The 24,183-nt window shown below is 43.5% G+C and carries 24 protein-coding genes and 1 pseudogene; 9 read left to right on the top strand and 16 right to left on the bottom strand.

Annotation, left to right across the window (positions count from 1 at the left end; all coding sequences use genetic code 11):
• Positions 1-147 precede the first annotated feature (147 nt).
• The 3 genes from tnpB (at position 148) to H6F92_RS08920 (ending at position 2,427) form a co-directional block, all read left to right on the top strand.
• Positions 148-1,329: an IS200/IS605 family element RNA-guided endonuclease TnpB gene (gene tnpB / locus H6F92_RS08930; protein ID WP_190357578.1), complete on the top strand. Its 1,182-nt coding sequence runs from the start codon at positions 148-150 to the stop codon at positions 1,327-1,329.
• Positions 1,330-1,657: 328 nt separating this feature from the next.
• Positions 1,658-1,966, top strand: coding sequence for a DUF4164 family protein (locus tag H6F92_RS08925; RefSeq protein WP_190357577.1), 309 nt, complete (start codon positions 1,658-1,660; stop codon positions 1,964-1,966).
• 113 nt (positions 1,967-2,079) lie between these two features.
• Positions 2,080-2,427, top strand: coding sequence for a DUF4164 family protein (locus H6F92_RS08920; RefSeq protein ID WP_190357576.1), 348 nt, complete (start codon positions 2,080-2,082; stop codon positions 2,425-2,427).
• A 188-nt stretch (positions 2,428-2,615) separates the two neighbouring features.
• On the opposite strand, the gene mnmE is transcribed toward H6F92_RS08920, so the two are convergent.
• Positions 2,616-3,989 (bottom strand): tRNA uridine-5-carboxymethylaminomethyl(34) synthesis GTPase MnmE, encoded by a 1,374-nt coding sequence (gene mnmE / locus H6F92_RS08915; RefSeq protein WP_190357575.1) that lies wholly within the window; start codon positions 3,987-3,989, stop codon positions 2,616-2,618.
• 53 nt (positions 3,990-4,042) lie between these two features.
• Here mnmE and H6F92_RS08910 point away from each other — a divergent pair, with 53 nt between their 5' ends.
• The gene (locus H6F92_RS08910) at positions 4,043-4,579 is read left to right on the top strand and encodes a DUF2062 domain-containing protein (protein ID WP_190357574.1); all 537 of its coding nucleotides are present in this window, start codon (positions 4,043-4,045) and stop codon (positions 4,577-4,579) included.
• A gap of 389 nt (positions 4,580-4,968) precedes the next feature.
• On the opposite strand, the gene H6F92_RS08905 is transcribed toward H6F92_RS08910, so the two are convergent.
• The 13 genes from H6F92_RS08905 to H6F92_RS08845 all read right to left on the bottom strand — a co-directional run bounded on the left by H6F92_RS08905 (position 4,969) and on the right by H6F92_RS08845 (position 12,996).
• The gene (locus H6F92_RS08905; RefSeq protein ID WP_190357573.1) at positions 4,969-5,367 is read right to left on the bottom strand and encodes a HEPN domain-containing protein; all 399 of its coding nucleotides are present in this window, start codon (positions 5,365-5,367) and stop codon (positions 4,969-4,971) included.
• The gene (locus tag H6F92_RS08900) at positions 5,364-5,678 is read right to left on the bottom strand and encodes a nucleotidyltransferase domain-containing protein (RefSeq protein ID WP_002737075.1); all 315 of its coding nucleotides are present in this window, start codon (positions 5,676-5,678) and stop codon (positions 5,364-5,366) included. Before H6F92_RS08900 ends, H6F92_RS08905 begins: the two co-directional genes overlap by 4 nt.
• 103 nt (positions 5,679-5,781) lie before the next feature.
• Positions 5,782-6,012, bottom strand: a complete 231-nt coding sequence (locus tag H6F92_RS08895; protein ID WP_242030066.1) for an HNH endonuclease — start codon at positions 6,010-6,012, stop codon at positions 5,782-5,784.
• Between the two features lies 1 nt (position 6,013).
• A complete protein-coding gene (locus H6F92_RS08890; protein ID WP_190357572.1) occupies positions 6,014-6,271 on the bottom strand; it encodes a hypothetical protein in 258 nt (85 codons plus the stop codon).
• A gap of 136 nt (positions 6,272-6,407) precedes the next feature.
• A complete protein-coding gene (locus tag H6F92_RS08885; protein WP_002744172.1) occupies positions 6,408-6,776 on the bottom strand; it encodes a DUF5615 family PIN-like protein in 369 nt (122 codons plus the stop codon).
• Positions 6,773-7,015, bottom strand: coding sequence for a DUF433 domain-containing protein (locus H6F92_RS08880; RefSeq protein WP_002744173.1), 243 nt, complete (start codon positions 7,013-7,015; stop codon positions 6,773-6,775). Before H6F92_RS08880 ends, H6F92_RS08885 begins: the two co-directional genes overlap by 4 nt.
• A 79-nt stretch (positions 7,016-7,094) precedes the next feature.
• Positions 7,095-7,532 (bottom strand): tetratricopeptide repeat protein, encoded by a 438-nt coding sequence (locus tag H6F92_RS08875; RefSeq protein WP_052276905.1) that lies wholly within the window; start codon positions 7,530-7,532, stop codon positions 7,095-7,097.
• A 16-nt stretch (positions 7,533-7,548) separates the two neighbouring features.
• On the bottom strand, positions 7,549-7,806 hold the full coding sequence (locus H6F92_RS08870) for a ParE family toxin-like protein (RefSeq protein ID WP_002737575.1): 258 nt from the start codon (positions 7,804-7,806) through the stop codon (positions 7,549-7,551).
• Positions 7,784-8,005: a hypothetical protein gene (locus H6F92_RS08865; RefSeq protein WP_002736659.1), complete on the bottom strand. Its 222-nt coding sequence runs from the start codon at positions 8,003-8,005 to the stop codon at positions 7,784-7,786. The genes H6F92_RS08870 and H6F92_RS08865 overlap by 23 nt, the downstream gene beginning before the upstream one ends.
• A gap of 72 nt (positions 8,006-8,077) precedes the next feature.
• On the bottom strand, positions 8,078-10,789 hold the full coding sequence (locus H6F92_RS08860; protein ID WP_190357571.1) for a tetratricopeptide repeat protein: 2,712 nt from the start codon (positions 10,787-10,789) through the stop codon (positions 8,078-8,080).
• 134 nt (positions 10,790-10,923) lie between these two features.
• Positions 10,924-11,463, bottom strand: a complete 540-nt coding sequence (locus H6F92_RS08855; RefSeq protein WP_002736314.1) for a DUF3782 domain-containing protein — start codon at positions 11,461-11,463, stop codon at positions 10,924-10,926.
• A gap of 246 nt (positions 11,464-11,709) precedes the next feature.
• Positions 11,710-12,270 carry a DUF3782 domain-containing protein gene (locus H6F92_RS08850; protein WP_002753426.1) on the bottom strand — a complete coding sequence of 187 codons (561 nt, stop codon included), beginning with the start codon at positions 12,268-12,270 and terminating at the stop codon, positions 11,710-11,712.
• 123 nt (positions 12,271-12,393) lie between these two features.
• Positions 12,394-12,996, bottom strand: coding sequence for a DUF3782 domain-containing protein (locus H6F92_RS08845; protein ID WP_190357570.1), 603 nt, complete (start codon positions 12,994-12,996; stop codon positions 12,394-12,396).
• A 546-nt stretch (positions 12,997-13,542) separates the two neighbouring features.
• Between H6F92_RS08845 and H6F92_RS08840 the strand changes: the two genes are divergently transcribed.
• From H6F92_RS08840 to H6F92_RS08830, 3 genes are all read left to right on the top strand, one after another.
• Positions 13,543-15,075 carry an NHLP bacteriocin system secretion protein gene (locus H6F92_RS08840; protein WP_190357569.1) on the top strand — a complete coding sequence of 511 codons (1,533 nt, stop codon included), beginning with the start codon at positions 13,543-13,545 and terminating at the stop codon, positions 15,073-15,075.
• A gap of 64 nt (positions 15,076-15,139) precedes the next feature.
• On the top strand, positions 15,140-15,316 hold the full coding sequence (locus tag H6F92_RS08835; protein ID WP_170915562.1) for a hypothetical protein: 177 nt from the start codon (positions 15,140-15,142) through the stop codon (positions 15,314-15,316).
• 55 nt (positions 15,317-15,371) lie between these two features.
• On the top strand, positions 15,372-17,582 hold the full coding sequence (locus H6F92_RS08830) for an aromatic acid exporter family protein (protein WP_190357586.1): 2,211 nt from the start codon (positions 15,372-15,374) through the stop codon (positions 17,580-17,582).
• A 229-nt stretch (positions 17,583-17,811) separates the two neighbouring features.
• Here the strand turns inward: H6F92_RS08830 and H6F92_RS08825 are convergent, their stop codons facing one another.
• Complete coding sequence (locus tag H6F92_RS08825; protein ID WP_199308170.1) at positions 17,812-21,576, bottom strand: FAD-dependent oxidoreductase; 3,765 nt, start codon at positions 21,574-21,576, stop codon at positions 17,812-17,814.
• Between the two features lie 593 nt (positions 21,577-22,169).
• Here H6F92_RS08825 and H6F92_RS08820 point away from each other — a divergent pair.
• Entirely contained in the window at positions 22,170-23,138 is a 969-nt protein-coding gene (locus tag H6F92_RS08820) for an integron integrase (protein ID WP_149106503.1), read from the top strand.
• A 481-nt stretch (positions 23,139-23,619) separates the two neighbouring features.
• The gene (locus H6F92_RS08815) at positions 23,620-23,793 is read left to right on the top strand and encodes a hypothetical protein (RefSeq protein WP_002760464.1); all 174 of its coding nucleotides are present in this window, start codon (positions 23,620-23,622) and stop codon (positions 23,791-23,793) included.
• Positions 23,794-24,094: 301 nt separating this feature from the next.
• On the opposite strand, the pseudogene H6F92_RS08810 reads toward H6F92_RS08815, so the two are convergent.
• Positions 24,095-24,183 (bottom strand): annotated as a pseudogene (locus tag H6F92_RS08810) (IS1 family transposase); the annotation flags it as partial.

Raw genomic sequence — 24,183 nt, 5'->3', positions numbered from 1 at the left:
TAACCCAATTTATCACAGATGTCGGGGTGAAGACCCTCGTACTGAAGGGATGAAACCCCGACCAGAATAGAACCGCAAAGCACGATTAAATCCTTGACAGTTTAGTCTTGCCTAGTTTAACATAGTAAATATAGTCTGGTAAACAAGATGTTAAAAGCGTTTAAGTACAGAATCTATCCGACAAGCGAGCAATCAGTTTTGCTTGCCAAGTCGTTTGGCTGTGCTAGATGGTTTTACAATTACGCCCTAAACTTGACATCTGAAACTTACAAGCAAACTGGAAAAGGATTAAGCAGAGACGAAATAATTAAGCTGCTGCCTTCCCTAAAAAAAGAGCATGAGTGGTTAAGCGAAGTACCATCGCAGGTATTACAGCAAGCCGCTTTAAATCTTTCTAGTGCTTTCCTTAATTTCTTTGAAGGTAGAGCTAAATATCCTAACTTCAAGAAAAAGCAAAATAGGCAGTCGATTAGATTTCCTCAACACTGTAAGTTAAAAAATGATGTTTTGGTATTGCCTAAAATTGGTGAAGTCCATTGCCAAGTTTCACGGCCACCAGAGGGAAACTTAAAGTCTGTTACGGTTTCAGTTAATCCATCAGGAGAATATTTCGCATCTTGTCTCTATGATGATGGTCAGGATTTACCCGAAAAATCATCAGAAGGAAAAGCTATCGGGATAGACGTTGGACTAACCCATTTTGCTATTACATCAGACGGGACTAAACACGGGAATCCTAAATACTACCGTAAGTACGAACAGAGATTAGCGAGGAGACAAAAGAAATTAAGTCGCAAGCAAAAAGGCTCTAACAACCGAAATAAAGCTAGAGTTAAAGTTGCTAAAATTCACTCTAAAATTGTTCGTTGTCGTGAAGATTTCCTCCACAAACTAAGTCGTAAATTAGTTGACGAAAACCAAGTCATAGTGGTGGAAAATCTGGCAGTCAGAACCATGGTCAAAAACCAGAAACTAGCAAAATCAATTAGTGATGCTGGTTGGGGTCAATTCTGTACTATGTTAAAATACAAGGCTGAATGGGAAGGAAAAATCTATATAGAAGTTGACAGATTTTTTCCTAGTTCCAAGACTTGTAGTAACTGCTTAAATCGTCTGGATAGTTTGAGTTTAGATATTCGCAGTTGGCAATGTCCTAAATGTGGAGAAAGTCATGATAGAGACATCAATGCTGCTAAGAATATTCGAGATGAAGGTTTACGAATTTTGGCGGTAGGGCATACCGCTACTGCTTCTGGAGGGAGAGTAAGACCAAGTAAAGGCACTGCTTTTGCAAGGCATCTCCCCGTGAATGAAGAATCCCTCGCATGAGTGCGATGGGAGTGTCAAACCAAAAGAAAACCGAGAGGCTAGGAAAAAAGCCGGAAACTCCTCTGGATTTCCCCCTTTTTTCTTTGGGGAATATGGGCTTTAAGATGAATGGGATGTTAGGAAGTTCCCGAAAAAATTGGCAGTTAGGGTTTTTTCGTAGAGAATGAACAGTAACGGGTAATCAGTGACAAGAAAGTAGCGAAGTTTTCACCTAACACTGTCTCAGTGGTTGAACAGAAGTGAAGTTAACTGTGGGGTAAGGAATGCCAAAAAGCCTAGACTTGAGATAAAATTATATCCAACCAGATGCAGTATAGGAGTTTACCCAATGTCTAACGAAACTGTTACTTATTCCCTAGAAGCTGTCCTCACAAGGATTGAGGGGAAGATTGACTCGCTTGAGAAGCGGGTTAACGAAAGATTTGACAAGGTAGAAGATCGGTTAACCAAACTAGAAATAGGATTAACCGATCTCAAAGGGGATATTAAAGTGTTAGACGAGAAAATCGAAGGCATCGACAATCGGCTAATATCGGTAGAGGGAACCCAAAAAAATCAGGTCTGGACATTGATTATCCTTTTGGGAAGTGCCATTATTACGGCTGCTTGGAAAGTCTTTTTTTCCAATAATATCTGAGTTCTCCAATCCTCAACAAGACTACAGTTAACCGCTCCTGAAAGAAAATTTTCTTAAAGCCTAGACTAAGATAAAATTATATTCTAACCAGATGCAGTATAGGAGTTTAGCCAATGTCTAACGAAACTGTTACTTATTCCCTGGATGTCGTCCTTAAAGAAATCAAAGACAGCATCAAGGAAGTTAGCCAGAAATTCGATAAGATTGATGAACGGTTTGATCGATTAGATAATCGCTTAACAAAACTTGAGATAGGACAAGCAGATATCAAGGGGGATATTAAAGTGTTAGATGAGAAAATCGAAGGCATCGACAATCGGCTAAAATCAGTGGAAGGAACCCAAAAAAATCAGGTCTGGACATTAATTATCCTTTTGGGGAGTGCCATTATTACGGCCGCTTGGAAAGTATTTTTTCCAGTAATATCTGAGTTCTCTAATTCTCAACAAAACTATAGTTAACCCAACACAAAAAGATAAAACCCTGTTTCTGGTTGACAGGATTTCCTAAGTGGGTGGGTGGAATTAAATATAAGATGAACGTAGGTTGGGTTGAAGCATGAAACCCAACGCCTGCATGGGTTACGCTACCGCTAACCCATCCTACAAATAATTTTGCTTCTTTCTGGTTGACCGGATTTTCTAATTGCTTATTTACCAATACAAAAGCGGCTAAAAATGCGATCGAGTACCGATTCAGTTACTTCTTCGCCGGTAATTTCTCCTAAAGCTTGAATGGCAGTACGCAGATCGATCGACCAAAAATCAAAAGGCAAATTTTCGTCAATTGTTTTTTTGACCTGTTCCAAAGCAATTTTCGCCCTAGTTAAAGCGGCCGCCTGTCGTTGATTAATGGCTAAATCCAAATTAGCCGCCTGTAGTTCTTGATTTTGGACAGCATTAATAATAGTTTTTTCTAAGTCTTCAATCCCCTGATTTTGGACGGCGGATAGCTTGACAACTCGCTCAATTTCTGCTGGGTAAATTACCGTTTCTGGATTAACCAAATCAATTTTATTAATCACTAAAATTAATCGGCGATCGCTGACAGAGCGATAAATTTCCTCGTCCTCCTGGGTCCACCCTGACTCTGCGGAGACGGTTAAGAGAACTAAATCAGCAGACCGGGCCGTTTGACGGGAACGTTCCACCCCAATTTGTTCAACTCGATCGCTGGCCGAGCGAATTCCTGCCGTATCGAGGACTTGTACGGGAATTCCCGCCACAACTAGCTGAGATTCGACGATATCGCGGGTAGTGCCGGGTAAATCGGTGACAATCGCTCGATCGCTCCGACTCCAAGCATTTAACAAACTGGATTTACCCACATTCGGCCGTCCCACGATCGCCACTTTCAGACCACTACGCAGCAATTCCCCGCGCTCGGCGGTAGCTAAAATTAAATTTACTTGACAAAAAACCTGTTCTATGCTATGGAGAATCGCCTCGCAATCCAAGGGCGGTAAATCCTCTTCAAAGTCAATACGGGCCTCAATTTCGGCCAAAATATCGAGACAGGTGGCACGCAAATGGCGGATCGGTTGCGCGAGTTTTCCCTGCAACCCAGCGAGGGCAAATTGTGCCGCTTGGGGAGAACGCGCCCCCACGAGATCCACGACGCTTTCGGCTTGAGTTAGGTCAATTCTGCCGTTAAGAAAGGCACGCAGGCTAAATTCCCCCGCTTGTGCCAAACGCGCCCCATTTTCTAGACATAACTGTAACACCTGTTGTACGGGCATAATGCCGCCATGACAGTGAAATTCCACCACATCCTCGCGGGTGAAAGAGCGGGGCGCTAACATGAGCAACAGCAAAGCTTCATCGATAATTGCTTGACTTTGGGGGTGCCGGATATAACCATAGAGAAGACGATGACTTTTCCAGGGTTGACGGTTGCGGGTATGAAAAAGCCTACGAGCGATCGCCACTGCCTGACTACCAGATAAACGGACAATACCGATACTACCCTGTTCCGGAACGATCGCCGTAGCGATGGCGGCGATCGTATCCCCTGTGTTTAACATCTCTTAATCACTCCTTGCTAAAATTGAAGTTGGTATCAATTTTGTCAGCATTTATGCCCGAAAATATGCGCTCACGGTCATTAAAAGCGAGAAAAAGCCGCAAATATTCGAGTAATCGCTTACTGCGATTTTTGCGCTATTGGTATATTCGCTTAATGCGATTACAAGGACATCCTAGAGAAATTGCCAGGGGTTTTGCCTTGGGAGTTTTTTCGGGATTTTTCCCGTGGATGGGCCTTCAAATCATCGTCGCTATCTTTTTAGCCACCCTATTTCGTGCCAACAAGATCGCGGCTGCTGCCGGTACTTATATCAGCAATCCCTTGACCGATCTGCCAATTTTCCTGTTTAATTATAAATTAGGAGAGTTTATTCTTGGTCAAAGCGGGCGATCGAATCTGGGCGACATTTTTCAAACTAATCAAAGCTTCACCGAAAAGTTAGCTAGTTCTGGCGGCCAATTTCTTTTAACCCTGTTTTTTGGTTGCTTACTATCAGCGACGGTATTTGCTACGATAACCTATTTTGTTAGCTATCGCCTAGTTCATCAACGGCATCACCGCCGACAAACAGGTAGAAAACGCCGATAAATTGTCACCGTTCAGGGGGGGGACGAAATCCGGTAATCTAAGAGGCATGGATGAGAAGCACCTACGGTAATCCCATAATAAGTCTAAACTGTTATTTGAATGATTGAATGAATACTATGATTGTGTTGTATTCAGCAAGTCTTCATCAATGATCAATCATAGTCCATCCCATAATCACATAATCAGTCTAAACTATGATTTGAATGATTGAATGAATACTATGATTGTGTTGTATTTGGCAAGTCTTCATCAATGATCAATCATAGTCCATCCCATAATCACATCAATCACAGTTAAGATGATGATTGTTGCTGTTGTCGCATCATTTGTAAATTATTACGAATCATTTGTGTATTGAGATGCTCTTTACTTAATGTATTGCCATACAATTAATCAGTAGGAAGCAGGTCTGAAATTATATTTAAAAAATCTCTCACTTTTGCAATGAAAGGAAAAACTTGTAATTCATCAAAATCTGCAAAGTCTGTATAATCTGCTTCGAGACGGTATTCAAACAATTCGTTATAAACTGCACCAAAGTCTTTTGAAATAATTTCACTACGGATGTAGTTTTTGTTGAAGAGACTACGGACACCTGTATGTTTTGGAGATGAGAGATTATCATAAGCAAGTAAAGCCGTAACAGCATAAAAGCAACTATAGTATAGACGATTGATACAACTATTCCATCTTGCACCATCAGCAAGAGAACAAGCATCTTGATAAGCTTCCTCTGCACGATTTAAACGATACCTAATTAGTTGATCGTGAGGGGAATTTTTACTCATAGCATAATAGCTTCTTTGTTAACTGATTGCCAGAAAGGAGTAGTTTGTAATAAGGGATGTTCCCATTGATTTTTGCTGCGAACAATGGTACAAATAACCTCTTCTGTTTCCCATTCGATTTCATAAATTTGACGACGGATTTGAGATGTGCGAGTAGGGTTAGTGATCCCATCAACTAATACTAATATATCCCAATCAGAGTCTGGTTGAGCATCATTCCGCGCCCGTGAACCATAAAGAAATATTTGCGCTTGTGGTTCGATCGCTTGTACTGCTTGTTTAATTTTATTGAGTAATAGTTGTTTGTCCATGATTTTTTATGACCTTTTTGTACTGCAAAACAATATTAACAATATAGTCCATCCCATAATCCCATAATAAGTATAAACTATTATTTGAATGATTGAATGAATACTATGATTGTGTTGTATTCAGCAAGTCTGTACCTTTTTGTAAATTGCAAAAAATACAGGCGTAGCATAAATTATCAGCCGAAGTTGCTCCCCCATGTTTAACACTAATGATATGATCCACCTGACAGCCAGATACCCTATCAGAAGCAGAAATTAAGCAATATTCACAGAGAAAATCGGCACGTTCAGCAACTAATTTTAGCAATTCTACACTAATGTAAGGTCGAGCCATTTTAGTTAGCTCCATTGAGATATTGGTGAGCTTTTGCTTTTGCTAGGGTCATAATATGTTCTAGCATTAAATAAGCATCGAGTTCCTGTTTTTCATCTTGGGTAAGTTCATTATTTTTAGCGTTATAAATTAGGTCTTCTAGGCGATTTTGAGCGGTATCGGAAAGATGAAAGTTAATCACCGATTGGGGGGTGGTTCCCCTTGCAATTAGTTCAATAATTTCGTTATAGACTTTGATAGTTTGGGGTGCTGTATTCATGGGTTTATTCTGTTGGGTTTATTGGGTAGTGAAAAAGCAATTACAATTTAATGAACTGTAAAAGAATTGCTGTTTTTCTATCAGGTTTAAAAGTGGTGATCGCTGTTTAATTTATATTAGGAACACTATTAATTTGTCAACCAGATTTTCTGATCCTAAACTTATTTTTATCCACAATTACCGTTGAGCCAATAATTTCTTCTATATCTACGGTATTGATAAAATTTTCTAAAACCTGTCTAATTTCTACCGCTATCGCCTCAAAAGGAAATCGTAAAATAATCAGACCACAATGGGTATTGGGAGGATAATTTTTGATATTAGCCCATCCCAAATCACGGCTAATAATAATTCGCTGTTCTCGTTGAGCAAATCGAAATAGCTCAGGGTCTTTTGTGCCACTTAGTCCAGAGGTTTTTACATGAATAGCGTCATAACCTTTAGAATTTAGCAAGTTGCTTAAACTTAAGGGGCAGTCTTCATCAATTAAAAAGCGAATTTTCAACTGGTTTTCTCCATTGGATAAATGATTTCATTATTTAAAAGTTCAGAAAAATATGCTAAAGAAGCAAGAATTTGCTCTTGAGTAACTCCATATTCCTCCATGACTTCTTCATAGCTCATTCCTCCTGCCAGGGAACCAATAACAATGGCGATCGGGATTCGGGTTCCTGTTAAGATTGGTTTACCATGTTGAATTTCGTTATCTATGGTAATAGCATTATTTAATAAGTTGGTTGTCATTAATTTTCTCCGTTTAAGTTTGATTAAGAATAAACTGATTTAATTTCCTAAAAACTTGACATAATCCCATCAATCACAGTTAAGACGATGGATGTTGCTGTTGTCGCAGCGTTTGTAAGTTTTCCCGAATCTTAACAGTAGTAGGATGATTCTCCCCTAAAGCTTGCTCGGCAATTGCTAAAGCTTGTAAATAGAGGGGTTCTGCTTCTTCATACCTTCCTTGAGATGAGTATAATTCTGCTAAATTGTTTAGGGAAATAGCAACAGAGGGATGATTCTCCCCTAATAGTCGTTGACTCAATTCTAATGCTTGTATTAAGAGTGGTTCAGCTTCTTCGTATCTTCCTTGAGATTGGTAGAGTTTTGCTAAATTATTAAGATTTTCAGTGACATTGGGATAGTTATCGCCTTCAAAAATTTCTGGACAGTATTTTTTTAGATTTGCCAGAAATTCCTGTGAGGTAACTTCAGTAAAATCTTGGTGGATAATATTGCGAAATTCTTTAGTATCTAGCATGGTTAATTTTCTCCTTCTATTTAATTAACTCTTCATACTCATCATGAGAACCAATCCAAAACCAGTAATAATCTTCACCTTTTTTCAATGCTAAAGCTCTATAATTCTCAGTTATTCGGACTGACCAGACATTTTTCCCTACTTTCTTGAAATGTAATGATCGATGGAAAACATTACTAATCCAGAGACGATAGGCTTTTTTTGCCTGTTGCTTAATGTAGGGAGGTAAGTTGGCATAACATTGCCAAAAATCAGGAGTTGTTAAGGATTTCATCTAAAGGCTTAACTTGATTGTTACTGATATCATTGTTGACTTTTTGTAATAGTCGATCGAGTTTCCCTGATTCGAGATCGTTTTTTATCTGTTTGTCCCAACTATCATCAAGATAGTCTTGTAACCAAGCTGATAATTGATGGATTTCTTCGTCAGGCAACTGGAGAATCGCGGATTCAATATCTTTGAGTGTAGTCATGATTGTTTGGTTGATTGAAGGTGATTGTATTATTTTATATTGTTGTATTATCGGATGGGTTAATAACCCATCCTACGGGAGCGACTCTAAGTTTTCCCGAATCTTAACAGTAGTAGGATGATTCTCCTCTAAAGCTTGCTCGGCAATTGCTAAAGCTTGTAAAAAGAGAGGTTCCGCTTCTTTGTACCTGCCTTGGGATTCGTACAAGCTTGCTAAATTGTTGAGGGAACTTGCCACATCGGGATGATTGTCTCCTAAGAGTCGTTTTGTCAAATCTAATGCTTCTAGAAGGAGAGGTTCTGCTTCTGTGTACCTGCCTTGGGAATAGTACAATAGTGCTAAATTGTTGAGGGATTGTGCCACATCGGGATGATTGTCTCCTAAGAGTCGTTTTCTCAAATCTAATGCTTCTAGATAGAGAGGTTCCGCTTCTGAGTATCTGCATTGGGAACGGTACAATGCTGCTAAATTGTTGAGGGAACTTGCCACATCGGGATGATTGTCTCCTAAGAGTCGTTTTGTCAAATCTAATGCTTGTAGATAGAGAGGTTCCGCTTCTGTGTACCTGCCTTGGTAACGGTACAATGTTGCTAAATTGTTGAGAAATTGTGCCACATGAGGATGATTGTCTCCTAAGAGTCGTTTATATAATTCTAATGCTTGTAGATAGAGAGGTTCCGCTTCTGTGTACCTTGCTTGGAAACCGTATAATGTTGCTAAATTGTTGAGAGATTGTGCCACATGAGGATGATTGTCTCCTAATAGTCGTTTTCTCAATTCTAATGCTTGTAGATGGAGAGGTTCCGCTTCTGTGTACCTGCCTTGGGAACGGTACAATTCTGCTAAATTGTTGAGGGAATGAGCTACATCGGGATGATTCTCCTCTAATAGTCGTTTCCTCAATTCTAATGCTTGTAAAAAGAGAGGTTCCGCTTCTTCGTACTTTCCTTGAAATTTGTACAATTCTGCTAAATTGTTGAGGGAAGTAGCAACATCGGGATGTTCTTCTCCTAAGCGGCGGCGAGTTACTTCTCGACATTGCTCATGCCAAGGTTCAGCTAAATCGTAGAATCCTTGTCCCCCATAAAATCGTCCCAATCCTACAAAAGGTGGGATTAAATCCTCATCCTCCAGCCATTGTTCCAACTCCGTCGCTGACTCCGCAATATGGGGAATAGATAGGGCGACGGCTTCTACTTGCTCCTTGGTGGGAGTCTCAGGAATAGTCTTTGCCTCCTCAACCATACCCCGACAAAAGGAGCGTTTCAACTCATCAGCATCCTCTCGCAGTGCCAACTTAGCTTGAAAAAACTTTCGCACCAACGGATGAAACTGATAAACTTCTCCTTCTACTGCTTGCAACAGATGAAGGTTGAGTAATTGCTCCTCTCTAATATCTTCCAACTCCTCCTCATCCTCAGCAAACAAACACCTTTCTATCACCAACCGCCAAGGAATAGGAGCCAAAGCAAAGAGACTGAGGAAACAGCCTAAATCCCGCGCTGGCTGATTCAACTCCTCCCAACTCATCTCAAAAGCTGCCTCTACCCCTCTTTGCGCCGTCATATCTCCCGAAGGATTCTGCAAAGCAGACAACTGTAAACCCTTATCTATCAACTGCTGCTGCATCCTTGCCAATGTCCAATTATTACGCCGCTTGAGGAAACGCCCCACCAATTCCAACCCTAAAGGCAAATAACCCAACCACGCACATAGCCCCTTCCCTACCTCTAATTCAGCTTGCAGACGCGACGCACCAATCAGAGATTCCAGTAAAGCAAGGGCGGCTGATTCGCTTAAAACGGGTAAGCGCAACTGCTCAAAAGATGCCGCCAGCCAATGTTGCCTCGTCGTAATCAATACCTTAAAGCGTTGTTCTTGGGGAGGCAAATAATCTTGGATTTCCTCATACTGATGCACATCATCTAAAATTAGCAGCACATCCCCCGGCGGTTGCCATCTCGCCCAACAATAATCTAATTGCCCCCGCAAATTCAAATCTTCCGGGGGAAACAAACCCAACAGCGACTTAGCAAAATTTAATAGTTGTACCCCCACTGTTTCCGCTTGCACCCCTATCCAACAAATACCGCCGGGATAAGTCGATTTTTTCTTATGATATAGGGCATACTGGAGTGCTAACTCTGTCTTACCCACTCCTGCCATTCCCGTCACGACGGCGGTAATCGCAATTCTTTCTTGTTGCTGTAACTGGTGGTGCAGTTGTGTCATTGCATCTTCACGCCCCACGAAATTAACCGCCCCAGTACGCGCTCGATTGAGATTATTGGGTAATTCTGCCCCCGGATAATCCACTCGCTGCGGCGTAATACGTTCAGCAGGGGGAAGACTGACTCCCGGAAAGCCCGGTGCTTGCGTCGGTTTTGCCCTCTCCTGCAATGCGGCTAAAACCACATCCTTCGCCTCAGCTTCCGAAAGATTAACCACGTCTGCATAAACAATCTGTTGCCACAGCCCCTTAATTTCGCATTCTGAGACACGAATGGGGATTAAAGTTCTTTTTTGACCTTTTGGATCTTGAGCGAAAGCTGCCGCCAATTCTGGATGGGTATAGAGCGCATTTAAGTAGTTATTGGAGAGAACAGCGAGCGTTTTTTCAGCTTGAACAGTCGCATTCTGCATTTCTAAGACAAAATTACTGCCGGGGCGAAAATCCCAAGCTTGAATAATGACAGAATAACCCGCTTCTTCGAGTATCCAGGCAATCCATTCTGCCCACTGCTTATCACGCCCATTATAGCTGACAAAAAATTGCTTCTTCATCTGTTCTATCATTGATACATCTCTCCTAGCGAGGGGGTGGAACGAACCACAAAGACACAAAGGACACAAAGATTGATCCTATGTAAGTTAAACTGATCACACAGAACCTAGAAGATTTCGAGAAAAAACTAAACCTACCAAACCCGGGGCGTAAACTCTGCATCATTCAAAATTATTACATTTTCCCCTGACTGCACCAACACAAATAAACCCTGACGACAAGCGTAACTCGCCACCTCATCGGGAACAATCATCGCTGCCACCGCTCCCAAAGCCTTTACATCTCGAAAACGAGGCATTAACCGCTTAAACTTGGCCAAACGTTGTAAATGCTCATCCACATCCCTTTGAGTTAACTTACTTTTGACCTCCACTAAAATGGCATCCGTATCATTCACTACCAATAGATCAATCTCTAAACCCTCATTATCCCGTTTTACCGAAATACCAGGGTGAAACTCATGCACATCAATACCCCGCTCTTGAAACAGACGCACCACCGCAGGACGTACTTGCCACTCGACAAACTCTCCTAAACGATTGCCCAACTCCCCAATCTGCTTACTAACTCTGTTAATTTGCTTATCTGTTTCTTTTTGAGCTTGGGATAACTCTTGTTGGGATTGAGCTAATTGCTTTAGTATTGCCCGAATCTCTTCAATAGTGGCTGTCATAATGAATTTTCTCAAGTTAAAGTGATGTAGCCTATACTCAAGCGATTTAGTATAATTTTAGCGTTGATTATTGGCAGGAATGGAATCGGCTCTCTTGGATTTGGTGGGTAAAATGTATTTTAAGATATATTTCTCAAGAGCGAGGGGGTGGAACGAACCACAAAGACACAAAGGACACAAAGATCGCTCATATTGTAAGTTAAACTGATCGCACAGAACCTATAAGATTTCGAGAAAAAGCTAAACCTACCAAACCCGGGGCGTAAACTCTGCATCATTCAAAATTATTACATTTTCCCCTGACTGCACCAACACAAATAAACCCTGACGACAAGCGTAACTCGCCACCTCATTGGGAACAATCATCGCTGCCACCGCTCCCAAGGCCTTTACATCTCGAAAACGAGGCATTAACCGCTTAAACTTCGCCAAACGTTGTAAATGCTCATCCACATCCCTTTGAGTTAACTTACTTTTGACCTCCACTAAAATGGCATCCGTATCATTCACTACCAATAGATCAATCTCTAAACCCTCATTATCCCGTTTTACCGAAATGCCGGGGTGAAACTCATGGACATCAATACCCCGCTCCTGAAACAGACGCACCACCGCAGGACGTACTTGCCACTCGACAAACTCTCCTAAACGATTGCCCAACTCCCCAATCTGCTTACTAACCCTGTTAATTTGCTTATCTGTTTCTTTTTGAGCTTGGGATAACTCTTGTTGGGATTGGGATAACTCTTGTTGGGATTGAGCTAATTGCTTTAGTATTGCCCGAATCTCTTCAATAGTGGCTGTCATAATGAATTTTCTCAAGTTAAGTTGATTATTGGCAGGAATGGAATCGGCTCTCTTGGATTTGGTGGGTAAAATGTATTTTAAGATATATTTCTCAAGAGCGAGGGGGTGGAACGAAAGCTAAACCTACCAAACCCGAGGCGTAAACTCCGCATCATTTAAAATTATTACATTTTCCCCTGACTGCACCAACACAAACAAACCCTGACGACAACCATAACTCGCCACCTCATTGGGAACAATCATCGCTGCCACCGCTCCCAAGGCCTTTACATCTCGAAAACGAGGCATTAACCGCTTAAACTTCGCCAAACGTTGTAAATGCTCGTCCACATCCCTTTGAGTTAACTTACTTTTGACTTCCACTAAAATGGCATCGGTATCATTTACTACTAATAGATCAATCTCTAAACCCTCATTATCCCGTTTTACCGAAATGCCGGGGTGAAACTCATGGACATCAATACCCCGCTCCTGAAACAGACGCACCACCGCAGGACGTACTTGCCACTCGACAAACTCTCCTAAACGATTGCCCAACTCCCCAATCTGCTTACTAACTCTGTTAATTTGCTTATCTGTTTCCTTGATTTGTTTATCCGTTTCTTGTTGAGCTTGGGATAACTCTTTTTGAGCTTGGGATAACTCTTGTTGGGATTGGGATAACTCTTGTTGGGATTGGGCCAATTCCTTTAGTATTGCCCGAATGTCTTCAATAGTGGCTGTCATAATGAATTTTCTCAAGTTAAAATAAAATTTTCTCTATTATAGCCCGATCGCTTTTTCTCCCTTGAAGTAACCGTTCAGGGGGGGACAAAATCTAGTAATCTAAAAAGACGTGGAAAAGAGCGGCTAATGTGAAAGAGTAGTATCCATCTCTGTGCTGCCCCAGGAGAGTCCTTCCACGGAGTCAATGCCACTGGCGGCTTGACATCCCCCCCCTGAACGGTTACAATGAGACTATACGCCTTATGTAAGTTAAAAGCTGGAATGGTGTAAATTCGTTCGATAGATTATCTCTCTAGTCGGAGTGTTGGACTCAAACACTTGATGCCTATTAGGTTGTTTTAGGTCACATCAAGAGTAATACTTTATTAGGTTTCTTACAGGAAATTTTAAAGGTTTGAGCCTTCGGTAAATCTTTCGAGGTAGCCTAGTTATCTTATGTCAAAAATAGCTTGAGCGATTTTTTCAGAGGATTTTTCTAATCTAAAGTAATATCCTCTGAATGCTTATAATGTTACAAATTAAGTGATTTTTACTCATTTCAGTACAATGGCAAAAAATCAAGCCGAATCTATGTCTGATCAGAATCATCAGCAGCCAGATATGGGTGCGAAGAAAACAACGCAGGCTAGGATAGAAGGTCAGGATGATAAGCAAATAAAAACGGGAATTGATCCTAAAATTGATTCGGAAAAACCGTTTAAATATTCGGAGCCAACAGGAAGATTAGGGGAGATAATCCTGCGCTTAATGCCGGTGGGTCTTTTGCTCGGAGGACTGAGTTATTGGGCGATAGTTGGTAAGATTCCGACTCCTATTCAAGGACGAGCGGTCATTTTGATTCCTCGTTCTATTGTTAATATCGAACCCCGTCAAGGTGGGCGGGTGTTGACCCTCCTGATTCAACCGGGAGATTCTGTCAAAAAAGGGCAATTACTGGCAACTTTAGAGTTTCCTGAGTTAGAAACAGAATTAAAGGATAAAAAGGATAGACTAGCAGATCTCAAGCAGCAGGATAAAAGAGTTGACTCTATTGAAGTGAGTCGTCGCCAATTGAATGCAGCCTCAATAGATCGCCAGCAAAAGGCGAATCAGCTTCAGATTAAAGCACTTCAAGTTCAATTATCCAGTAATCAAAAACAGCGAGAAGCCTATCTCTCCCATGCTCGATACCTTAAAAATTTCCAGAACTCAACGGATGAAAGACTAGCCGCCTACGATAAACTTATCGAAGAGGGGGCTGTCGCCAAGCTAGATTTTCCCTCCTATTTATTTCAGTTCAATAATCTAGAGGCTTCTAATAGTATCAATCGCGTCCAAATAGAACTCGACCGCCTGAAGGGGGTTGATGAAAGCCTGCGAGCGCAGATGAACGCATTGACGGCACAGAATAATATACTAAACACAGAAAAACGGCAAATAGACCTGCAAGATACAGCCAGTGATATTCTTCGTTACAATGCGATCGCTGACCAGCAACGAGAGATTAATACGTTAAGAACCACTATTCAAGCCAACAAAAATGTAGTGAGTCTGTACAACGGCCAGATTTTAGACTTATCTGTTAATCCGGGGGAAGTCCTGGCTCCGGGGGGGCGCATAGGTACGTTAGAAGTCTCCAATCTAAAGGCCAAGACCAACGTGGTGGCCTTGTTTAAGAGCGGTGATGCCAAACGATTAGAACCGGGCCAGGAAGTAGAAGTCGTTCCCGATCTCTATGATCGCGAACGCTATGGGGGTATCGTTGCTAAGGTAATTACCGTCGATCAGCAGCCAGTAACTGTGGCAGAACTGGCAAATATAGTGGGAAGTCATGAACTCGCCAGCAAGCTGTTTCTGGGTAGAGATGAAGACGATCGCGATAAGCCTATACCCGTCAATGCAAGTGTTATCAAAGCCACTTTAGCCCTGAAGGTCGATCGCAATACACCGAGTGGTTTTTACTGGACTCAAGCCAAGGGAGCGCCCCAAAGAATTACCAACGGGACTACCGCAGATGTCCATGCCGTGGTAGAAGAGCGTTCTTTGGTGAGTTATATAACCCCTGCTTTTCGCTGGATTACAGGGGTGTACGACCGTTAACCACAATCTTGCGAGCGTAAGTAGCTGAAAGAAACAACGACTAGAATAAACGGTTAAACCTAATATGGAAAATCCGAAAAGACGTTCTCAATGGTGGACTTGGTGGTTTAAGTGGTGGATTATCGCCGCAGCGTTTGTCTTAGTAATCTTGATCCATAGTGAGCCTCCTCAGCTTTGGTTTTGGTTGGTGACGTTTTTGGCACTGATTTTATATGGGATTGAGCGAGCGATTAATGAGTAACAATGAGTAAGCCGAAAAAGGATATAGAGATACCTTGGACAGTAAAAACGGGCTAATGATCAGACAGGGATTGAAGTTTTCCCTAGGTGCTGCTCTCTTAACGAGTTTCTTTTGGCACCGAGGAAATGTATTAGACAACTTTGTCTATCCCGTCTTTGGGTATGTATCTGTACTGATTGAGCCATCCATGGGAGGTGCGATCGCGGCAGGTTTGGGGCGTTTGGGGGGAAGTGCTTTGGGGGGAATCATTGCCGCTATCCTGGTGAACGCCTACGGAATCCAAGGCTCAAGTTTTTTTGTCATTCCCTCTCTTACCTACATTTTAGCCGCCCTGATCTGTGAAACTTACCGATGGCAAGCCGCTTATTCCCAAGCCACACTACTGGGCGCTTTAATTGCCATGAGAGTGGTAGGAACATCAGCACAACAAAATATCTGGCTCTATTTGCGATCGCGCCTGATCGATAACTGGATCGGAATCGCTGTGGGAATTGCTGTGGCCTTACTATTTTGGCCCCAGAATACTCGATCCGATCTCAACCGGAACTTGATGGGAATCCTTCAAGATATACCGCACTTGTTCCAAAAAATCCTCGATCGCTACCTAAAAACTGATGGCGACGAGCGGGATTATCCTCTTTCTATTGAGCAGAACGAGCTTAACTTACTCAATCAGATTAAAAAATCAACACAAACTAGCCTTTCAATGCTCACAAAAGCAACCCATGAATTCGGTAGTGAGATATTGGTGGCAGAAAATTGGAGTGAAATCTTGGCAATTCAGAACCAATTGACTCGACAATTAGCTGATCTGATGGCTTTTAAAGGCGAAAAGCATGAACAAAATTTAGTGCATCAGTTCAGGGCGGAATTTCACCAATTGGCGACTCATCTTACCGACAGCTTTGATAGCTTGAGGGATCTGAGTAACGCCAAAAAAATCTTAGCTACCCCTTACCTGACAGAATTAGAAGAAGATTTAGCGAATATTGGGGGTAAACTTGATCATCTCCGAACAAGTGGAGAGATTGATCGGTATGATGTTCAAGAATCACTACAGTGTTATCAATTTATTCAACTTGTATCTCGATTTATCCAACAATGCGAGGGATTAGGAGGCAGGATAATCGATAAAACCAAAGTAACTGCAACTTTCAGGCGAAGACACCTGATTACCTTTCCCAAATGGGCCCCTATATCCCTAAAACGCCTGAGAGAAATTGTCAGTCTTGGCCTGGTTATTGGTTTGTTACTGGCTATTATTCGTCACATCGAGTTTCCCTATCCTTCTGCTTACGAAAAAGTGGCAGATATTGTGATCATAGGTGCAGTGGTCACTGTCATTCAACCGACAAGGGGGCGAGCGATCGCAATCGGTTGGGCGGCCACTGTTTCCTTGAGTTTGACAATTCTCTGTATTTACTTGTTGGTCAAGTCCTTTGGTTATAATCCTTTTAGTAGCAGTCTGGCTTATTTTTTCGCCTACTTCAGTTGTGCTTGGCTGGGGTTTACGCCAATCGCTCGCATCGGTGCGATTGTAGCAGCCGATGCCATCGGGAAGGATATTTTTCCTTTTTTCGAGCAAGGAATTTGGGCCGCACTGATTTCAGTTCCCGTAGGTGCGTTTCTGGGGGTGTTGCTGACCACTGTATTTATGACAAAATCGGCTACAAACCAACTGGAAACAGATTTTTCTGTGACTTTTAAGAAAATGGGACAGCTATATCAAAAACTGCTGTCAGGCTATTTTCAGGATAGGATACCACCGTCAGATATCGCCCAACTGAAGCAGGCCATCACAGTGGCGATCGCTCAACATCCAGCCTCGGTTAAGATTGCCAGTCTCGAACAAATTTCCACAGTTTTAGCAACTAAACACCAAAATTTTTGGAATTTCTCCATCGGCTACGAACAAAAACTCTCGGCTCAACTGGATGCTTTACAAGATGGGCTACAGCAACCGCTTCCTGAACCGATACGACAAAAGTTTTTACCTGAATTACAAGCGATTGCAAAAAAGACTGCGATCGCTTTTGATGAAATTGCTGAGGCGATCGCTGCCCCGGTAATTCTCAACCCACCAAAGTTAGGATTGCTCATCCAAGAAATTGAATCTCTTGAGAAGCAATTACTGAGTTTGCGGGTTGAGAGTCGAAGTTATCCCTTAAATGAGCTAATCGCCTTTAGCTCGGCTTTTATGACGATGAAAGCCATTGCCAGCAACTTAAATCAAATGAGTCAAGACTTACCTGCCTACACCCAATAGGTAATAGGCAAATATTATCAGCCTGAAGGATTTCTGCTCTTAGGGCTGTATATTCAGTAGAGTGTAGGGTGCGTTAGGCGGCTATCAATTTAGTCAAAAAACTAAAATTAATAATTCGCCGTAACACACCCTACAAGATCGGCGATCGCACTAACGGTCGCGCTCACCGGACACAAAAAACCTTTAAACTCAACCGACCATATTTGTCCGTTCCGGTGCAGCGCGCTTGTTAGGTCTGGATCGTATTCATCACGTTCACGGGCGAGATCAGGTCAAACACAACCGTCTCTGGCACCGCATCGGCGTTTGGATACAGTTCGAGGTACCGGGCGATGTCCTTTGCCTGTCTGATGCGGATCGCCTGACCCACCTCGCGCACGTCTTGGTAAAAACTGTCAACGATGTCGCGTAGTGCTGGTACGACAAAACCATAGCTATCCTGTAGCACATCAATGGATGGCTCCAGCACACCTCGACCAAAGACGGTTTCAGGATAAGGACCCTGCCCAGTAACCGATGCGTTGATCTGGACATCCATAAAAGTCATGTTCCCGATATCCTCATAGGTCGCAGTTTGTGATGGAAGACAGAACAATACATCGGCGGATGTCCATTCAGCAGAGGATTTGCCTTGCGGGGGGGCGTACATTAGGGTGGAGGCGTTCGGTACGAATGCAGCGTGATTGTAGGCACCGTCATTGACCACGGTGTGCTGTACAGAGAACTGCCAGATAAACATCGTTAGCACTTGCTTTAGGCAGTCAGCGGTCTTGACCTCGCTGGGGAATCGCTGCGCCCGACGGTTGCCGTCGATATAGTTGAATGACGGGATTAACTTATCGAAGAATCGTTGCAGTTGCACATCTGCTGCAATCTCGCGATCTCCCCCCGGATATTGCACATTGACAAATGCGTTGACGAACCTGAAGATTGCTTTGAACCACAAGCTGGCATCGTGCACATAGGGGTAGGAAAACGGTGTTTCGGAAACCCCACGTTTCGCAGCATCGATCGGAATTGCTAGATCTAGGAAACGAAAATCACTATCGTTGTAAATCCGATTTTGCAATTGATAGTTGCCAATACGACCGCAAGAGAAGATTAAATCGTAAATGAAGCCGATGTTGTATACGCCGGGAGTGCCATTGATAGTTCGGGTTGTGGGGAATGGTTGGGCTGTCGGATCGTAGTCATGATTATAGATGGTTTGTTGGAACTCGACTGTCTTGACGACATGAGGACTCAGCAATTTGAACACAGGGTGTTGCTGGAACGGTTCGCTGGAAACAGGTTCGGTGAGTGGGTTGAATACCTCTTCCGAGAACAATGAGATCGACACCATCGCACAGATCTGGTGGGTCAGCAATTGATGAAAGCCAACATCATGGAGGGTTTGTCCGGCGCAATTGGTTTGCATTTTTGCCAGCAACCAGGCATTGGCGGCATTAGTCATATTGGGGGTGAATAGCTCGCCGCCCAATTCAAGCTGGATGCCCAGCGGCATCAGTTCGTTTTGCGCTGTGACTGTGAAAAATACGATTGGCTTGGCGAGGTAGTAGCCTTCGGGAATTACTGTACATGCTGACAAGTAACGACGATAATCTGCGATGTACTGAACATTCTCGATTGGCCCCAGGTCTTCCGGGTTAGGTACCTCAGCCGTGGCGATAAGCTGTTTGACCTCAGATACATTTACTCGTGTCAGCAGGTTCGGCATGAAACCGGCTAACTGCTGGCGTGCGAATTCATCGTCGTCCTTCAGCCAGAACTCTGGAGCGGGAATAGCCTGGAAATTGTTGCCATAATAGATGTCTTCTAACATATCTACCGCATTGTCCGTGCGGATAGGCTTCGGTGGTAATTTCGCCCGCTGCGCCACGTTATCGTCCCACAGTGCATTCAACATCTTGAGGACTTGCTTGTCCTGTGTCGTTGCTTTCATAGTCTGTGGCACTGTGTTGTAGTCGGCAATGAATGCAGGGACGAGACCTTCAAAAACGTAATTTGTATTCCCATAAATGCTGCGATCGCCATTGGGTGGCACTGCCGCCGCATTGCGATCCACCAGATTGTATTGATAGGCATAACTCATCTGGTTTGCGGTACTAGGATCGCCTTCGATATCGGGTGTTGTGTAAGTACCCCAGATCTCCTTCATCTGTTGAATTTTCTCCTTTGCACCCGCCTGCTGGAGGATATTCAGTACAGCGTTATAGGCTGAATCCAGCGCGCCGACGATCCAGCCGTGATGCACAGAGCAACCCTCCCCAGCAAAGTTGAGGCAGCCATCGAATTCTGGAGTTAACAGGGTGGGGTAGAGATACTTAAATTGATTGGGGTTAAACAGCACAAATGCGCCACCCCCAGCGTGTTCGTCCCAAAACCAGGTTTTTGTGGTTCTACCGTCGTCGTATCCGGCAAAGTGTTCGTAAACATCCACATCTGGGTAGAGATACTGAATTCCTTTAAGGCATTCTTCGATACGTTCGCGATCGCTTAGCGCTCCAAGTTTGCGGGCATCCATCGCCCAACAATAGATCTGTAGAACGCCCTGCTGGGCATTGTATCCATAGGATGGATAGATGATCTGGCGGTTGGGTCGGTCGGTGGCAGCAGCACCGTATCCCCCCTGTCGCTCTCCGGCTTCAATCCAGAACTGTTTTTTGAAGGTCAAAAATGCCTTGAATGCACTCATATAGTTGGATTCGCGGATTGCCTGCGCCTTGGCAAAGGAAAGACTATTGAGCAGGTTCAGCCGATCTGCGCCATTCAGGTAGCAGCCGTTGGGTAATGTGGCGATCGCATAAGGGTATACATGTTCTGAATCCTGTGTGGTAGCAAGGTCGCGAACGACCAACCGCATCCCACCATGACCATCATATAGCTCGGCATCGTGCTGCAATGACACCGCCTTGTGCCGCAGGTAGACCCGCTGGCGCTGGTTGGCACTAACAAGTTCTGGCGGGCTGGACCCAGCAGTTTGTACATTCTGGCTGTCCTTGGCATGGGGTGGTTCGGCATCTGGGGTCAGATTTGGTGGATTGTAAGTATAGGAACCATCCGGTTTTGCCGGGAGCATTCCGACCTGTATCTGTGCGATCTGACCATCCTTGCTTGACACTGCATCCGCCAGATCGAGGACAATGCGACAGGCATCGGGAAAATGCCGCATTCCCTTATCAACCGTCAACATATAGATGGCATTATCCCCGGGTCGATAGGGATCTTTGCTGCCGCCCCAATCGTATACAGCTATCACCATCTCTACAAATGACACTGCATACATACCGCTGCCAACATTGGTGGTTTCTAGGAAACTGGCGACCGACCACGGCAGCAGGTCGTTCTTGGTACCCATCTGTGGATCGTAGTATTCGCCCATATCACCCAACCGAAACTGGGTGGTGAGATAGTCCCACATCGAGTACTGGTCAAATTGCATTAACAGTTCAAAGCCTTCCGCGAAGGAACGGTTGATGGCATCAAGGAACGGCTTGTTAACTTGGTCTAGTACCTGGTTAATGGGCAAATACTGATTTTTCTGGGAGTCTAGTTTGGGTGTCAGCCAAATGTCGGGCACGTCGCCACCAGTTGATTGACCAAAGTTGAACCCGTTCAGCACCGACTGGCTGCTGGTGGTGAACGTTGGCATATTGTTGTACCGGAGTCTTTGTTGGGGCGAGTTGTAATAGAACTTCCGCCAGTAGACTTTTTTGTCACCTAAACCGTTGCGATCCAGTACAGCATTGACAGCAAGCGCCACTTGTTGCACTGGCAGCATATCTGCGGAAAATTGCGGCAGCCGCATACCGCCGACTTCACCGTAAAGACCGGCCTTTTCCATGTCATTCGGATCGTAATCTGAGGAATACCAGGTGTCGATCCGCCCCCCAACCCGGTCGCTGCTTTCAAAGATGTCGCACTCAATGCCGAGAGATCGCAGGATTAACCCTGCGAAGAGTCCAGCAAAACCTCCGCCGACAATACCAACCATCGGATGATCGGTAGGGTTCTCTCGACTGCAAGCCTCAAATGTCTGCTGAAATCGCTGTGCATTCTCACGGCTGCGCTGCCTACTGACAGTAAAACGATAGTCCGAACCATAATTCCTCAACACCCAGCGAGAAAACGCCGATCGCAAGGAGCCAACGTTAGCAGTAACCGGGGGGGATGCCGATGAGGGTGAGTGAAAGGAGAGGTAGCTCATAAGTTCAAGGTTTGATCTTTAGAAGTTTGGGCGTTGCTGATTTGAGATATGAATCTTCTTTTGTGGGATTTTTAAAACCTAGACCCAAACTAACTTTTGGATAGGTCCAAGGTTGTCATTCATACCTTGATTCAGCAACGCCGAAGTTTGAATATCGAAAGAAGGTTGAACATCGAATGCTAGGGGACTACGATTTGATATAGCCCATGATGGGTTCACGTAGAACCTAACTATATATTATGCGGAAATTTTCCGTATATCACGCTAAATACGCACTTTTTAAAGAATCTTTCCGTATATTACGCTCAAATGGAGTGATCGCAAGAAGTTTTCCGTATAATATTACGATAAGCGTGTTATGCCGATTAGCGTACTCTTTTATGAACCCTCCCCCACCCCGAAAACTCCTAGACGTAGTGCGAGAGACGATCCGTCTTAAGCATTACTCCTACCGCACCGAACAAACATATCTGGACTGGATTAAGCGTTATCTGCTCTTCCATCAGAAAAAACATCCCCGTGAAATGGGGGGTGAAGAAATTAGAGCCTTTTTGACCCATCTTGCCGTTGACAAAAACGTTGCCGCCGCCACCCAAAACCAAGCCCTCAACGCCATCCTCTTTCTTTATCGAGAAGTTCTTAAAATTGAACTGGAAAATATCGGTTCATATTTACGGGCAAAAGGTCACAAACGTCTGCCCACCGTCCTCACCAAAGAAGAAGTGCAAAACGTCATCAAGCACCTCAGTGGCGTAGAGCATCTTATCGTTCAACTCCTTTATGGTAGCGGGTTGAGATTAGCCGAAGCCCTCAATTTGCGAGTCAAGGACGTGGATTTTGCTCAAAATCAACTGATTATCCGCGATACCAAAGGCAAAGAAGACCGCGTAACCCCCCTACCCCAACGCATTCAAGCCTCTCTCAAAGAACATCTCCAAACTGTACAACGCCTACATCGACAAGACTTGGAAAGAGGTTACGGTTCTGTTTATTTGCCCTACGCCCTGGCGCAAAAATATCCAACAGCTGACCGTGAATGGATTTGGCAGTATATTTTCCCCTCCTACACCCTATCCCAAGACCCGCGTTCCGGCGAAACCCGCCGCCATCATCTCCACGAAAGCACCATCCAAAAAGCTCTCAAACAAGCCGTTCAGCAATCCGGCGTGCCTAAGCGAGTCAGTTGCCATACCTTTCGCCATAGTTTCGCTACCCATTTACTGCAAAATGGCTATGATATTCGCACCGTTCAAGAATTGTTAGGTCATAAAGATGTGAGGACGACGATGATTTATACCCACGTTTTAGCCAGAGGTGGCAGAGGTGTGAGAAGTCCCCTTGATGATTGACTGATTGGTGATGACAGATAGTCTATAATTTACATAATAAACTAGGGAATTATTAAATTATGACTGCTACCGTTATCGATATTGGAACCTTAATTATTAGTAGCTAAAAATGGCTGATGATTTTGATGTTTTACCCGATGATATTATCAACAGTTTTGAAAGAGAGTAATTTTAAAATATTTACTAGATACTCATATTTTGCTTTGGTGGTTAGATAATAATAAAACTCTGAGTAAGTCAGCAAGACAAATAATTTCTAATTCAGAAAATGCTATTTTTGTTAGATAGTAGGTGCAGTGGTCACTGTCATTTAACCGACACGGGGTCGAGCGAGCCTCGGTTAAGATTGCCAGTCTCGAACAAATTTCCACAGTTTTAGCAACCAAATGAATTACAAGCGGTCGCAACGCGCTCGCTACGCGAGACCGCACAACAGACTGCGATCGCTGCCCAGGTCATTCTCAACCCACCAAAGTTAGGATTGCTCATCGAAGAAATTGAATCTCTTGAGAAGCAATTACTGAGCTTGGGGGTTGAGAGTCGAAGTTATCCTTTAAATGAGCTAATCGCCTTTAGCTCGGCTTTTATGACGATGAAAGCCATTGCCAGCAACTTAAACCAAATGAGTCAAGACTTACCTGCCTACACCCAATAGGTAATAGGCAAATATTATCAGCCTGAAGGATTTCTGCTCTCAGGGCTGTATATTCAGTAGAGTGTAGGGTGCGTTAGGCGGCTATCAATTTAGTCAAAAAACTAAAATTAATAATTCGCCGTAACGCACCCTACAAGATCGACGATCGCACTCAACCAACCAAATGACGGCGTTCCGGTGCAGCGACTTGTTATACGGCTGTTTTTGTGCAATGTGATCTAAAATAAAGGCATCTTACGACTAGGTGACAACAATGTATAAAATTTCTGTTAACCCTGGCGTTGCTGAATTAAGCTATGAATCAGTAAGGAATAGGCACTTCTTGAAACTTCAGATAATGAATTAATAAACGAATAGAGTATCCTAACATTTCTGTAGACTTAGAATAGC

The sequence above is a fragment of the Microcystis wesenbergii FACHB-1317 genome (assembly GCF_014696875.1).
GTDB lineage: Bacteria > Cyanobacteriota > Cyanobacteriia > Cyanobacteriales > Microcystaceae > Microcystis > Microcystis wesenbergii_A.
The sequence above is the reverse complement of the archived record's forward strand: the minus strand, read 5'-3'. Positions and strand labels throughout refer to the sequence as shown.